General features: G+C 52.4%; 15 protein-coding genes. All 15 read left to right on the forward strand.

Annotated features, from left to right (window positions below; translation table 11 throughout):
- The first annotated feature begins 32 nt into the window (after positions 1-32).
- Entirely contained in the window at positions 33-1013 is a 981-nt protein-coding gene (locus K7H09_RS22045; RefSeq protein ID WP_230806059.1) for a porin, read from the forward strand.
- Positions 1014-1285: 272 nt separating this feature from the next.
- Positions 1286-1693: a DVU3141 family protein gene (locus K7H09_RS22050; RefSeq protein WP_089691503.1), complete on the forward strand. Its 408-nt coding sequence runs from the start codon at positions 1286-1288 to the stop codon at positions 1691-1693.
- Positions 1693-3426, forward strand: coding sequence for a polysaccharide biosynthesis/export family protein (locus K7H09_RS22055; protein ID WP_089691500.1), 1734 nt, complete (start codon positions 1693-1695; stop codon positions 3424-3426). The genes K7H09_RS22050 and K7H09_RS22055 overlap by 1 nt, the downstream gene beginning before the upstream one ends.
- Positions 3427-3580: 154 nt before the next feature.
- Positions 3581-4393: an ABC transporter permease gene (locus K7H09_RS22060; RefSeq protein ID WP_230806026.1), complete on the forward strand. Its 813-nt coding sequence runs from the start codon at positions 3581-3583 to the stop codon at positions 4391-4393.
- 3 nt (positions 4394-4396) lie between these two features.
- Positions 4397-5497, forward strand: coding sequence for a chain-length determining protein (locus K7H09_RS22065; RefSeq protein ID WP_230806028.1), 1101 nt, complete (start codon positions 4397-4399; stop codon positions 5495-5497).
- Between the two features lie 270 nt (positions 5498-5767).
- Positions 5768-6025 (forward strand): DUF4258 domain-containing protein, encoded by a 258-nt coding sequence (locus K7H09_RS22070; protein WP_022519666.1) that lies wholly within the window; start codon positions 5768-5770, stop codon positions 6023-6025.
- Positions 6025-6216, forward strand: coding sequence for a DUF2283 domain-containing protein (locus K7H09_RS22075; protein ID WP_022519665.1), 192 nt, complete (start codon positions 6025-6027; stop codon positions 6214-6216). Before K7H09_RS22070 ends, K7H09_RS22075 begins: the two co-directional genes overlap by 1 nt.
- A gap of 292 nt (positions 6217-6508) precedes the next feature.
- Positions 6509-7930: an MBL fold metallo-hydrolase RNA specificity domain-containing protein gene (locus K7H09_RS22080; protein WP_230806030.1), complete on the forward strand. Its 1422-nt coding sequence runs from the start codon at positions 6509-6511 to the stop codon at positions 7928-7930.
- A gap of 68 nt (positions 7931-7998) precedes the next feature.
- Entirely contained in the window at positions 7999-8349 is a 351-nt protein-coding gene (locus K7H09_RS22085) for a four helix bundle protein (RefSeq protein WP_083868871.1), read from the forward strand.
- 143 nt (positions 8350-8492) lie between these two features.
- Positions 8493-9401 carry an ABC transporter ATP-binding protein gene (locus tag K7H09_RS22090; RefSeq protein WP_190373543.1) on the forward strand — a complete coding sequence of 303 codons (909 nt, stop codon included), beginning with the start codon at positions 8493-8495 and terminating at the stop codon, positions 9399-9401.
- A gap of 58 nt (positions 9402-9459) precedes the next feature.
- Positions 9460-10707 carry a dTDP-glucose 4,6-dehydratase gene (locus tag K7H09_RS22095; protein ID WP_230806032.1) on the forward strand — a complete coding sequence of 416 codons (1248 nt, stop codon included), beginning with the start codon at positions 9460-9462 and terminating at the stop codon, positions 10705-10707.
- A gap of 40 nt (positions 10708-10747) precedes the next feature.
- Complete coding sequence (locus K7H09_RS22100) at positions 10748-11101, forward strand: four helix bundle protein (RefSeq protein WP_022524126.1); 354 nt, start codon at positions 10748-10750, stop codon at positions 11099-11101.
- Positions 11098-12033, forward strand: a complete 936-nt coding sequence (gene rfbD, locus K7H09_RS22105) for a dTDP-4-dehydrorhamnose reductase (RefSeq protein ID WP_176316359.1) — start codon at positions 11098-11100, stop codon at positions 12031-12033. Before K7H09_RS22100 ends, rfbD begins: the two co-directional genes overlap by 4 nt.
- 82 nt (positions 12034-12115) lie before the next feature.
- Entirely contained in the window at positions 12116-13030 is a 915-nt protein-coding gene (gene rfbA, locus K7H09_RS22110; RefSeq protein WP_009288279.1) for a glucose-1-phosphate thymidylyltransferase RfbA, read from the forward strand.
- A gap of 68 nt (positions 13031-13098) precedes the next feature.
- Positions 13099-13647, forward strand: a complete 549-nt coding sequence (gene rfbC, locus K7H09_RS22115; RefSeq protein WP_230806034.1) for a dTDP-4-dehydrorhamnose 3,5-epimerase — start codon at positions 13099-13101, stop codon at positions 13645-13647.
- Positions 13648-13738: the final 91 nt, after the last annotated feature.

Consider the following 13738-nt stretch of genomic DNA (forward strand, 5'->3'; position numbering starts at 1 on the left):
AATATCGGCAGTTATTCAGACCTTCCTTAAGTATTTCCTCGGTTCAAGCCACAACACTTTATGATCAGGACGGCACGAAACTGGATATTTACGGCCGTATCTCCATGGGGATTGCAGGGGGTGGCCCTGAGTTTGATAGCGCTGGCAATAAAGTGGATGACGGCGCGGAATTTATTGATGTTTACTCCCGCCTAGGGTTTCGAATGAGTCATGCGGTTACTTCAGACCTAACGGCATTAGGACACTTGGAGTGGCGTTTTACCGGCGATGAGCGCAACACGGATCAGGGCTTCAACGAAATACGACAAAGCTACATCGGTTTATCAAGTAAGCAGTATGGCACGTTGCTGGCAGGTAATTTTAATAGCATGTATGCCCAGTTTGTCTCGCTGCCGTTTGATGTTTATCAAGACCGGGGATTACTGTTTAAATCATCGGGTTTGCAGTCTTGGGGTGATTCAATTGCTTACTACACGCCTGAGCTGAACGGCTTCACTTCTTTTCTCCAGGTTAAGCACTACAGCGAGCGGGGGTTAACGGCTTTAGAGCAGAGTAGTGAAGGTGAGGTTGTTGCCGCACAAGGTGGTATTCGCTATCAGCAAGGCCCATTCAAAGTTGGGTTTGGTGCAGTGGAAAACGTAGTGCGTGGTGGTGGCAGTGGAAATGGTGAAACGCTGTATGGCCTTATTGGGGCATACTCGCTATCTGATCAGCTATCAATGCGCTTAGGTGTTGAGGCTCAAGACAACAGCGATACTTATGGCAAAGGGTTCGAAACGGTCGGCCTAGGTGGTACCTACTCCACAGGGCCCTGGGCTTTTACCGCAGATTACTACAATGTAGACCGTGACGAAGGCGAGGAGAGTAACGCCTGGGCTGCAGGCGCTTACTATAAAGTCACCAGTGCATTTGACGTGTTCGTAGAGCTAGCCGATGGTGATGCGCCAAGCATGCGGAAAGAAAGTTCGGCAGACAGGACATATTGGCTGACAGGCGCACGTTATCACTTCTAACGTCGTTTTAAAGAATTTGTTTATATCAAAACGGCCACATTTATGTGGCCGTTTTTTTTGCTTTTCAATGGCTGTTATTCTCACAATAAGAATGAATAGGTTGTACAAGAGCTGTCTATGTAGAGCCGCTGGCGGTATTCCCCTACAATGGGCGGCTGGCAAAAGTGCTTTGCGCTTGTGCCAACCACTTTCATCCACCCAGAGAAGTAGGGCAAGGGAATACGCCCGTTATAATCCCTGGGCGGTAGCGTGCCTTTTATTTGGAAATAACTATGTCGATATCTCAACGTTCAGTGGTCTCTCCAGCACGCATGCTGCTGGCAGCGCTGAGTTTAGCCGTGGTGAGTGGTTGTGCCTCGTACCCCTCCAGCTCAGCTCAGCAAGAAGCGCAATATGTATTGAATAACGACCCGGCCACCTTGCTGCAAGACGACAACCTCAATGGCTTTTTAACACAGGCGCCCGCAGGTGCCGTGATTAATGTTTCAGACAGCCCATGGGGTAATAATGTCGAGATTGTGGCTGACGCCGCCTACCTTGCCGCCAGTGGGCGCGAGTGTCGCAAGCTAAGAGTAGTAGCCGTCGACTCCAATAACGCGCGTTCAGCACTCGTCTGCAAAACACCCAATGGTTGGGTTAATCAACGCGTTGTGGCACAAACAACACAGGGGCGCAATTAATGAAAGTGACCACACTGCTTGACCGCGCTACGCTAAATCGCTCGTTAGCCGTTGCTTCCATAGCGCTTGTCAGCGTTTTTGCAGTGCCCAACACATGGGCGCAGGCGCTAAGCCTTTCCGACAGCATTCTACCTGAGCAGGCTAACCAGCAAGGCAGCCTGCAGCAGCAAGAAGTCAATGATACGCCCCGAGCCAACTGGGATAGCGGCACATATGGCCCGGTTTCGCCCAAGGTACAAGATCCCGATGCGCTACCGCCATTTGGCGCCAACTTATTCACAGGTGGGTTTCGTGGCGCGATGGGGGATGGTCTCAACCCTGACTACCGGATTAAGCCCGGCGACCAAGTCACGGTTCGCGCCTGGGGCGCATTTGAACTTGATCGCGTGTTACCCGTCGACGCCCAAGGAAATATTTTCATTCCTGGCTCAGGGCCGCTCAAAGTAGAAGGGCAGAGCAGCCAACAAGTTGATGCCAGCGTGCGTCAAGCCATTACCTCGGTATACCCAGATAACGTCCAGGTCTATACCAACCTGCAAGGTGTGCAGCCCGTAGCCGTCTATGTCACAGGCTATGTTGAAAACCCCGGCCGTTACGCGGGCACACCCAACGACTCCCTGCTCTATTTTCTGGATCAGTCTGGCGGCATAGACCAAGACCTGGGCAGCTATCGTCAAATTCGTGTAATGCGCGACGGTCGCAATGTCGCCACCGTCGACCTCTATGACTTCTTGATCAACGGCAATATACCCCGCCCGCAATTTCAAGATGGCGACACCATCGTAGTCGAAGAGCGTGGCCCCGCAATTGCGGTAGGTGGAGATGTTCACCGTGAATACCGTTATGAAATGACAGGCAACAGTTTGAGTGGCGCTGAGCTGGTGAATCTAGCGCGGTTAAGAAGCGGTGTTTCACACGTTTTGCTACGTGGTGACCGTGAAGAAGGACCTATTGCTCAATACTTCCCCATTGATATGTTTGCCGGTCAAACGATCCGCAGCGGCGACGAAGTGCTGTTTAGCTCAGATAAGCGCAGTGAAACCATCGTTGTGGAAGTAGAAGGCAGCTATTACGGCCCTTCACGGTACGCACTGCCGCGGGATGCTCGTTTAAGCGAATTACTAGACGCCATCGCCGTGCCCGAAAACATGACCGCCGTAGAAAGCATCTCAATAAAGCGTGAAAGTGTTAAAGAGCAGCAAGCGCAGTCCCTTGAAGAGAGCCTACGCCGTCTAGAGACCACCTACCTAGGCGCACCCTCCAGCACCAATGAAGAAGCGCAGATTCGTGTACAAGAAGCGGAACTGATTCAGGACTTCATCTCCCGTGCCAGTGAGCTAGAGCCCAGTGGCCGTTTAGTCGTCGCTTACGATGGCCGTATTTCCGATATTCGCCTGCAGGATGGTGATGTAGTCACTATTCCGGAAGTGAGTGATTCCATGCTCATCAGTGGCGAAGTGCTTGTGCCCCAAGCCGCTGTTTATCGCCCAGGTATGAGCGTGATCGATTACGTTGAAGGTGCAGGCGGCTTCACTGACCGTGCAGATGACGACCATATACTTGTGGTTCGTCAAAATGGCGCTGTCGAGAACGCCCGCAATGTTAATTTACGCCCAGGCGATGAAATCCTTGTGATGCCCGCGGCACCCACGCACAACCTTCAGCTAGCCTCTACGATAACGCAGATCCTCTACCAGGTTGCCGTAGCAACCAGAGTAGCGGTTGATCTGTAATAGGAGAAGGGTGAGGAGTTAGGGGGTTGGAGTGAAGAGTAAGGAGTGAGGGGTGAAGAAAGTCCCTCTCACACCTCACAATTTACACCTCACCCCTTACACCTCACCCCTTACACCTCACCCCTTACACCTCACTTATTCAAGAAGTAGCGCTATGGATAACGTAAACGGCGGCCCACGGCGGAGTGCACGAACACCGTGGCAAGTCACGCGCAGCGTGTGGTACGCCATGTTCATGCGCGAAGCCATTTCGCGCACCATGTCAGACCGCATGGGCTGGTTTTGGATGATCTTCGAGCCAGTCGCTTTGGTCGCCATTATGGTAGGCATTCGTAGCTTTATTCGTGGCGACCGCCTGGTAGTGAATGCCGAATTTATCCCTTGGATGATTACGGGCTTAATGGGCTTTTTTCTAGTGCGGGAAGGAATGATGCGGGGGATGGGCGCCATTAATGGCAACAAAGCCCTGTTCGCTTACCGGCAAGTGCTGCCCGTAGACTCCGTTCTAGTGCGCAACTTTTTAGAAGGCATGCTGCGTAGCTTTATCTTCCTGATATTCATAGGCGGCGGATTGATGCTGGGGCTGGACATGTATCCAGATAATGCTCTTCGAGTGATGGCTGCTTGGTTTTCGTTATGGAGTCTAGGGCTTGGTTTAGGGTTGATAACCTCAGTAGTGGCAACATTGGTACCTGAGCTTGGCCGGGTGATAACCATGCTCTCTTTACCGCTGCTAATAATCTCTGGGGTGATTTTACCGCTTAATGCCTTGCCCCACTGGTTGTTGGAATACCTGATGCTTAACCCAATACCTCATGGCCTCGAAACGCTGCGCCTGGGCTTTTTTGACAAGTACCAAGTCGTCCAGGGCACCAGCATGCTCTACCTCTGGCTCTTTACATTTACGCTAATCGCCCTGGGGCTATTGATGCACCTGCGCTTTATTGATCGATTGAAGGCACAATAAACTATGCAACGTTCTTTTCGTCATTTTATAAAAACATCGCCACACTGGGCCGTGGCGATAGTCGCGATAGCTTTGGTCTCGTTTTATTGGTTTGTATGGGCGGAAGATCGCTATGTTTCCCGCGCAACAGTGGTGCTGGAAAGCCCGCAGGTAGCAACGCCAGAATTTAGCCTATCTTCAATTATGGGCAGTGGCGGTGGGGGAAATACCCACGACCTGTTGCTGCTGCGTGAGCACTTACTCTCTGTAGACATGCTGCGCTTACTGGACGAAAAGCTGAATCTGCGTGAGCACTATTCTGAGAATGGAGATATTTTCGCCAAACTGCTTAACCGTGATGCCCCCATTGAAGACCTGCACCAATACTACCTGCGCCGGGTAGAGGTAGAGCTGGATGAGTACGCAGGCGTGCTCAATATTCACGTGCAGGCGTATACGCCAGAGTTTGCCCATGAAGTGGCTACGCTGCTGCTGGAAGCAGGTGAAGACCATATGAACGAAATGGGGCACCGTCTAGCGGATGAGCAGGTGAAATTTTTAGAGCAGCAAATGGTTCGACTTGAAGAGCGCTTTGAAGAGACCCGGGCCAAGCTGCTTGAATTCCAAAACGAATATGGTTTGGTTTCACCCACCGCAACGGTGGAAAATATTAACCAAGTGGTGGCAACACTTGAGGCTGATCTAGCCCGCCTGCAAGCGCAGCGCAGCGCATTAGCCAGCTTCCAAAGCTCCCAGTCTTCTGAATTGCGCCAAGTCGAGCGTAATATCACGGCATTGCGCGACCAAATTATTGAGCAGCGTGATCGAATCGCCCAAGCTTCAGGCGACTCGCTCAACAGTGTGTCAGCGCAATATGAAACACTAGAACTGCAGGCACAGTTTGCTCAGGAAACCTACTCAAGTGCGCTGGCTGCGTTAGAAAACACCCGCTTAGAAGCTGCCCGCCAGCTCAAGCAGGTAAGCGTGCTGCAAAGCCCGCTATTCCCGGAGTACCCCACAGAACCCAACCGGCTCTACAACAGCAGCGTATTCGCCATCATCACCATCTTCCTCGCCTTTATCTTCAGCATGCTGATGATGATCATCAAAGATCACCGCGATTAAGTTGGGGGTGAAGGGTGAAGGGTGAAGGGTGAAGGGTGAATGGTGAATCGTGAGGGGTGGATCGTGAAGGGTGAATGGTACGAAACGATTCACCATTTACCACTCACGATTCACATTTTTGTAGCGCGTGGTAACGAGAAAGCGAGTTCAGCGAGCTTTTGAGGCACCCGCGGGAGGCGTCGGAACGACGCCCAACGGCACGTAACCAACCCCGGCATGCGATCGCGGGTGTCGATTCAGTTGTCCAAACTAAGTATGTAGTTTGAGAATATGTACAGTCACCGTTTCAAGGTAGATATTTACATAACACGCCATGCCCGTGAGCGCATGGCTAGTCGAAATATCACAGAAAGTGAACTGCTAGAATTGATAGAGCGGGGAACAGTAAAGTACAAAGATGCTACGCGGTTTTGGATAGCGATGCATGTTGAAAGTCGCCAAGACAACCTTTTGTCTATCGCAGCTGTCTTAGAAGACAAACTGGTTGTCAAAACCGTTATGCATCACTTTGAGTGGGAGGATAAGTAATGCGTACAACCTACGATGAAGCGGATGACATTCTAGTTTTGCATCTTTCAGATAAACGTACGGTTAAAGAAATTTCTCAAGACTGGAATACGCATATTAGTTACGCGGAAGATGGCACAATTACTGAAATTGTCATCCTTGACGCTTCTAAGCAGGGGGCATGGCCGCTCTTAAAGAGCCAAGCAGCGTAACCCAACCCCCGGCACCGCTCCGCGCTGCTCCCGCGGGTGCGCCTTAGGCTTACCACGCGCTACTAAATCACGCATGCACAGAACCATGGTGGAAGCACGACCCGTAGCGCGTGGTAACGAGAAAGCGAGTTCAGCGAGCGTTTCGAGGCACCTGCAGCGGCAGCCCGGCACGAATGGCGTCGGAACGACGCCCAAGGGCACATAACCAACCCCAGCACCGCCCCACACTGCGACCGCGGGTTCGCTGAAGCCAAACGCCTCACACCTCACAATTCACCACTAACGGTTTCACATGCTCGACATCATTCACCACGGCGGGGCCACTGGGGTAACGGGCAGCTGTCACCAACTGCTACTCAATCGACACGAATCCCTACTGGTGGATTGTGGCCTCTTCCAAGGGGAAGACGCCGCGGAAGACAGCTGCGAGCAGCTGCAAATTGAATTCGATATCAGCACCGTTAAGGCGCTCATCATTACCCACGTCCATATTGACCACGTGGGCAGGCTGCCTTACTTACTGGCGGCGGGTTTCGCTGGCCGGATTATCTGCTCGATCCCCACGGCCAGGCTGCTGCCCCTGGTGATTGAAGACGCGCTAAAAATTGGCTTCACCCGCAACGCCCAACTGATCGAGCGCTTTCAAGCGCAGCTCGAAAAGCAAATCGTGAGCGTGCCTTACGGCAAATGGCACAGCATAAGTAGCGTAAGCGACGTAAGCGATCACAACGGCGCAAGCACAGGCACCACACGGGTAAAACTAAAACGGGCAGGGCACATTCTAGGTTCCAGCTACGTTGAAGTGAGTTACCAGGATGCTGAGACCGGTGAAAAAGAGCGCATCGTATTCTCCGGCGATTTAGGCGCCCCTTACGCACCGCTACTACCTGCGCCTAAATCCCCCTACGGCTGCGACCAACTGGTACTCGAAAGCACCTATGGCAACCGCCAACACCCAGACCGCCGCCAGCGCCGCGCCACCCTAAAAGCCGCCGTAGAGCAAGCACTCGCTAACGGTGGCACAGTGATGGTGCCTGCGTTTAGTATTGGTCGCACCCAAGAGCTGCTCTACGAGCTAGAAACCATTATTCATCAAGCGCGCTCACCGCAATGGCAGTCACTGGAAATCATTGTCGACTCACCGCTAGCAGCACGTTTTACAAAGGTTTACCGCGAGCTAAAACCCTACTGGGATAAAGAAGCCCAAGGACGCCTGCGCAGTGGCCGCCATCCACTCAACTTCGCCAATATCTACACCGTGGATAGCCACGCAGAGCACGAGCAAACCGTTGAATATCTGGCCAAAACAGGCCGACCGGCGCTAGTCATTGCCGCCAGCGGCATGTGTGCAGGCGGGCGAATCATGAACTACCTAAAAGCCATGCTCGGCGATGAACGCCACCAAGTGCTGTTTGTGGGCTACCAAGGCGCAGGCACCCCAGGGCGGGATATACAGCAATACGGCCCACAGGGCGGCTGGGTAACTATCGACGGCGAACGGTTTGATATAAAAGCGGGCGTTTCCACCATCAGCGGTTACTCCGCCCACGCAGACCAAAAAGACCTGCTCAACTTCGTAAAACGCATGCGCCGCTGGCCCCATACCATCCGCCTGGTACATGGTGAACAAACCGCCCGCGCAGCGCTCAAAGTTGAACTCGAAACTCTTTATCACCGAAAAGGCAAGCAGGTGAAAGTGGTGAATGGTGAGTAGTGAGTAGTGAGTAGTGAGTAGTGAATTGTGAGGGGTGAGTTGGAAATGCTAAGTGGTGAGGGGCGGTAATGAGGAAGCATCAGGAGTTGCGTGTATGGCAACAAGCTATGGATATGGTAGAACAAATTTATCAAATCTCAGCAGCATTTCCTGATGAGGAGAAATATGGACTTACTAGTCAGATGAGACGGTCAGCAGTATCCGTACCCAGTAATATCGCTGAAGGTGCAGCAAGAGGTAGTTCAAAGGACTATATTCGCTTTTTGTATATTGCACGAGGTTCTCTAAGTGAACTCGAAACACAGCTGCTCATTGGGCAGCGCCTTAGCTATGTAAATGATGTAACTCCTACTATCGAGTTAATTCACCAAGTTTCTGGCTTACTCGGTGGTTTAATACGTTACTTACAAAATCGATAATTACTCACGACTCACGACTCACGACTCACGACTCACGACTCACAACTCACGACTCACAACTCACGACTCACGACTCACAACTCACGACTCACGGTTCACGGTTCACGGTTCACCATTCACCACTCACAATTCACAAACCAAAAATGATTGAAATCAAAAATCTCTACAAACGCTACCACAACCACCACGGCAGCGATTGGGTGCTTAAAGACATCAACCTCACGATCCCCAAAGGGGTGAGTGTCGGCTTGATTGGTGCCAACGGTGCGGGTAAATCCACGCTGCTGCGTTTAATTGCCGGTATGGATACGCCAGAACGCGGTGAAGTCATTCGCCACACCCGCGTTTCCTGGCCCGTAGGGCTGTCGGGCGGTATGCAAAGCAACATGACCGGTCGCCAAAACGTCAAATTCGTAGCCCGTGTTCAGGGCAGTGGCTCAGAAGAGGTCGCGCGAATAATCAAATTTGTCGAAGACTTCGCTGAAATAGGCGAAGCCTTTGACGAACCGATCCGCACCTACTCTTCAGGCATGCGTTCGCGTATTTCGTTTGGCCTCTCTTTAGCGTTCGATTTCGACGTCTATATCTCCGATGAAGCCACCGCCGTTGGCGATAGATCTTTCAAAGCCAAAGCAAAAGAGCTATTCGAATCGAAAGTGGGCCAGTCATCGCTAATCATGGTGTCTCACTCAGAAGGCATTTTGAAGGATTTATGCCAAGCCGGTGTTTACTTAAAGCACGGGACTGCGCACTGGTACGATGACGTAAACGAAGCTATCGCTGCCTACCATATTGATGTAGACGCCAAAAACGATGGCACCGCACTGCCTACCGATGTGCCCAGTGCCAGAAAACATCTGCAAGAATGCCATCAGGTGCTCAAAGCCGCACAGGAAAACCTAGAGGATTATCGAGAGCGCCAAGCGCCTCAGCAAGACATTGCCATTGCTCATCAAGAAGTTCAAAAGGCGGTAAAAGCATCGAAAATTGCGCGCGAGCACCTCGAAATGCTGGAAGAGCAGCAGCGCAAGGCAAAACGCAAATCTGCCTAGTGTTGAAAGAGACCGGGCCATAGCAGTACACCTATTAACATCGGCTATTAAGAGAGCTATGAACACCAAAACCTTTTTAATTACCGGTGGCGCAGGCTTTATCGGTTCTGCAGTAGTGCGCGAGCTTATTCAAAACACTGCCCATAAGGTGGTGAACGTAGACAAACTCACCTATGCAGGCAATTTAGAATCCCTGGCAAGCGTTGAAGCCAATGAGCGCTACACCTTTGCCCAGGCCGATATTTGCGATGCACAGGCCATGCAACAACTGTACGAGCAGCACCAGCCTGATGTGGTGATGCACTTAGCGGCGGAGAGCCACGTAGACCGCTCCATCGATGGCCCGGCAGAGTTTATTCAAACCAATGTGGTGGGCACTGCCGTACTGCTGGAAGCCGCACGCGCTTATTGGAATAGCTTGGAAGGCGAGCGCCGGGACGCTTTTCGATTCCACCACATCAGTACGGATGAGGTTTATGGTGATCTGGCTGAATGTGAGGAGTCAGGAGCAAGGAGTGAGGAGGAAAACTCACCCCTCACAAGCGCGCAGCGCGCTCACGCCTCACTTTTTACAGAAACGACACCCTACGCCCCCAGCTCGCCTTACTCGGCCAGTAAAGCCAGTTCAGACCACTTGGTACGCGCATGGCAGCGTACATATGGCCTGCCCACGCTAGTCACCAACTGCTCGAACAACTACGGCCTGTTCCATTTCCCGGAAAAGCTGATCCCGCTGATGATCCTCAACGCCCTAGCCGGTAAGCCACTCCCGGTTTACGGCGACGGCCAGCAGATCCGCGATTGGCTGTATGTAGAAGACCACGCCCGCGCATTGATCAAAGTCGCCACAGAAGGGCAAGTAGGCGAGACCTACAACATCGGCGGCCACAACGAGAAAGCCAATATCGAGGTTGTAGAGGCCATTTGTGAGATTTTGGATGAATTAGCGCCGAGTGAGGCGTTAGGCGTGAGGAGTGAGGGGGCAGAAGTGAGGAGTGAGGAGTTAGGAGTGAGGGAACCCTCCTCACCCCTCACAAGCCCGCAGGGCGCTCACCCCTCACAAGCGAAGCACCCTCAAGCGAAGCGCTCACACAAAGATTTAATTACCTTCGTCACCGACCGCCCCGGCCACGACCTCCGCTACGCCATCGACGCCAGCAAAATCGAACGCGAGCTAGGCTGGGTACCAGAAGAAACCTTTGAAACCGGCCTGCGCAAAACCGTGCAGTGGTACCTCGCCAACGAAACCTGGTGGAAACGCGTCCAAGACGGCAGCTACCAGGGTCAACGTCTAGGTAGTTTGTGAGGAGTAAGCGCTTCGCTTGTTAGTGGTAAGGGGAAGAGTTGTGAGAAAGCATCAGCAACTGCGGGTATGGCAAGAAGCAATGGATCTCGTTGTCGCTATTTACTCAATGACCTCATCCTTTCCTTCAGTTGAGCGATATGGGCTAGCTAGCCAAATGCAACGTGCTGCTGTATCTGTGCCAAGCAATATAGCCGAAGGCGCGGCTCGTGGCAGTAAGCCCGACTTTTTAAGATTTTTGCATATAGCACGTGGTTCGCTCAGTGAACTTGAAACTCAATGTCAAATTGCCCAACGCTTAGGGTATATGGATGATATTTCAGCACTGGAACTAGCGATTAACTCTGTATTTTCACAGCTAGGCGGGCTGATCAAGCATTTAAAGGCTTCACTATGACATCTGAACATGCACACCTCACTCCTCACGCTTCACCCCTCACTATTTTCATCACCGGCGGCAACGGCCAGGTCGGCTTTGAGCTACAACGTCAATTTTCCCTATTCGGTAATGTATTAGCCCCTACACGGCATGAACTTGATTTAACAGATGCCAATGCAGTAGACGCCTACTTGGCTGAACACCAGCCTGCGTTGATCCTCAACGCAGGCGCTTACACAGCAGTTGATAAAGCCGAAAGCGAACCAGCGCAAGCCAAACGCCTCAATGCCGAGCTGCCAGCACAATTATCCGAGTATGCGGCCAAGCACAATATTCCGCTGGTGCACTACTCAACGGATTATGTCTACCCAGGGGATGGTGAAACACCTTGGCAGGAAGACAGCCCCACGGCACCGCTGAGCGTATATGGCCAAACCAAGCTGGAAGGCGACCAAGCGGTTACCCAAAGTGGTTGCCAGCATCTAATTTTCCGCACCAGCTGGGTATACGCCGCCCGCGGCAACAACTTTATGAAAACCATGCTGCGTTTAGGCCGCGAGCGCGATGCACTGAGCATCGTCAACGACCAAATAGGCGCGCCCACCCCAGCACGCCTAATCGCCCAAGTCACCGCACTAGCGTTCACGCCTCACAATTCACCCCTCACCCCTCACATAACATCAGGCATCTACCACCTGGCGCCAAGAGGGGAAACCAGCTGGTATGGTTTCGCCAGCGAGATTTTCAAGCAAGCACAGGTACTTGGCGAAGAGTTAGCGATCCAATCCGGCACCGTGAGTGGCATACCCACCGTGGAATTTCCAACTCCCGCCCAGCGCCCGCTCAACTCTCGTATGAGCCTGACTAAACTAGAAGCCGCGCTTGGTGTCACATTACCGGTTTGGCAACACCAGCTAGCGCTAACGCTTGCAGAATGCTGTGAGGCGTGAGGGGTGAAATGTGAGGAGTAGACCTCCCACCTCACCCCTCACGCCTCACAACTACTACTTGTTTCATCACGGATGATAGACCATGACCACCTCACACCTCACACCTAACCCTTCACAAAGAAAGGGCATTATTCTAGCCGGTGGCTCCGGCACTCGGCTGCACCCCATTACCCGCGGTGTATCCAAGCAGCTCCTGCCCATCTACGACAAGCCGATGATCTACTATCCGATCTCGGTGCTCATGCTAGCGGGCATTCGTGAAATACTGATTATTTCCACGCCAGAAGACCTCCCCCAATACCAGAACCTACTCGGCAACGGTGAAGATTTTGGTATCAGCCTGCAGTACGCCGAACAACCAAGCCCGGATGGCCTCGCCCAAGCATTTATTATAGGCGAAGAGTTTATTGGCGAAAGCCCCGTCTGCCTGGTGCTAGGCGACAATATCTTTCATGGTCAGCACTTTTCAGACCAACTAAAGCGAGCAAGCCAGCAGGCTAGCGGTGCCACCGTATTTGGTTACCTGGTTAAAGACCCAGAGCGCTTTGGCGTGGTGGAGTTTAACGAAAACGGCAACGCGATCTCCATCGAAGAAAAGCCACAAAAACCCAAATCGGCGTATGCCGTTACCGGTCTGTACTTCTACGATAACGATGTCGTTGAAATTGCCAAAGCCGTAGAACCTTCCGAGCGTGGCGAGCTGGAAATCACCAGCGTCAATAACGCCTATTTAGAGCGGGGCGACCTGCGCGTTGAACGCTTGGGCCGCGGTTTTGCCTGGCTAGATACAGGCACTCACGACAGCCTGCTGGAAGCCAGCCAATACGTGCAAACCATTGAGCACCGTCAAGGCCTCAAAATCGCCTGCCTGGAAGAGATCGCCTGGCAACACGGCTGGATCGATGACGACCGCCTGGCCACACTCGCCAAGCCCCTCGCCAAAACCCAGTACGGCCTATATCTCCAACGCCTTTTAAAAGTGAAGGGTAAAACGTGAGGAGGGAGGAGTCTTGCTCCTCGCTTTTAACGCCTCACACCTAACTCTTCACCTTTCACGAGCTATCTATGCACTACGAAAAACTCGCCATTCCCGATCTAGTCCTGCTCACTCCCAAAGTATTTGGCGACGAGCGGGGCTTCTTCATGGAAACCTTTCGTCAAAGCGAATTTGAAATCCACTGTGGTAACTACCAGTTCGTTCAGGACAACCACAGCAAGTCCGTTCAAGGTATTTTGCGGGGTCTGCACTACCAATATAAGCAGCCCCAGGGAAAGCTAGTACGCGTTACCCAAGGGGAAGTATTCGATGTCGCCGTTGATATGCGCAAGAGTTCACCGACGTTCGGCCAGTGGGTAGGGGTAACCTTAAGCGAAGAGAACAAGCAGTTGCTGTGGGTGCCGCCTGGGTTTGCCCACGGCTTTTATGTGACCAGCGAAACAGCCGAGTTCCAGTACAAATGTACGGATTACTACGCGCCTGGTGACGAAGTGAGCATTAGCTGGAATGACCCCCATCTTGCGATTGAGTGGCCGCTAGTAGAGGGTAAATCGCCCCAGGTATCAGATAAAGATGCCGCTGGTGTGCCGCTTAACGAAGCCCCACAATTTACATAACAAGGAGCCAATACACGATGCCACGGGTAATCTATCTTGGCCTTTTTGCGTTGCCTCAACAAACGCCAATAACGCTCTCTGCGCTGCAACA

Source organism: Halomonas sp. IOP_14, from assembly GCF_021021315.1.
Classification (GTDB): domain Bacteria; phylum Pseudomonadota; class Gammaproteobacteria; order Pseudomonadales; family Halomonadaceae; genus Vreelandella; species Vreelandella titanicae.

Excerpts from the sequence above, each read along its gene's own strand:
- rfbD (WP_176316359.1), top strand. The coding sequence starts at position 11,098 with ATGACATCTGAACATGCACACCTCACTCCTCACGCTTCACCCCTCACT.
- rfbC (WP_230806034.1), top strand. The coding sequence starts at position 13,099 with ATGCACTACGAAAAACTCGCCATTCCCGATCTAGTCCTGCTCACTCCC.
- rfbA (WP_009288279.1), top strand. The coding sequence starts at position 12,116 with ATGACCACCTCACACCTCACACCTAACCCTTCACAAAGAAAGGGCATT.
- K7H09_RS22065 (WP_230806028.1), top strand. The coding sequence starts at position 4,397 with ATGCAACGTTCTTTTCGTCATTTTATAAAAACATCGCCACACTGGGCC.
- K7H09_RS22060 (WP_230806026.1), top strand. The coding sequence starts at position 3,581 with ATGGATAACGTAAACGGCGGCCCACGGCGGAGTGCACGAACACCGTGG.
- K7H09_RS22050 (WP_089691503.1), top strand. The coding sequence starts at position 1,286 with ATGTCGATATCTCAACGTTCAGTGGTCTCTCCAGCACGCATGCTGCTG.
- K7H09_RS22085 (WP_083868871.1), top strand. The coding sequence starts at position 7,999 with ATGAGGAAGCATCAGGAGTTGCGTGTATGGCAACAAGCTATGGATATG.
- K7H09_RS22095 (WP_230806032.1), top strand. The coding sequence starts at position 9,460 with ATGAACACCAAAACCTTTTTAATTACCGGTGGCGCAGGCTTTATCGGT.
- K7H09_RS22075 (WP_022519665.1), top strand. The coding sequence starts at position 6,025 with ATGCGTACAACCTACGATGAAGCGGATGACATTCTAGTTTTGCATCTT.
- K7H09_RS22055 (WP_089691500.1), top strand. The coding sequence starts at position 1,693 with ATGAAAGTGACCACACTGCTTGACCGCGCTACGCTAAATCGCTCGTTA.
- K7H09_RS22080 (WP_230806030.1), top strand. The coding sequence starts at position 6,509 with ATGCTCGACATCATTCACCACGGCGGGGCCACTGGGGTAACGGGCAGC.
- K7H09_RS22090 (WP_190373543.1), top strand. The coding sequence starts at position 8,493 with ATGATTGAAATCAAAAATCTCTACAAACGCTACCACAACCACCACGGC.
- K7H09_RS22070 (WP_022519666.1), top strand. The coding sequence starts at position 5,768 with ATGTACAGTCACCGTTTCAAGGTAGATATTTACATAACACGCCATGCC.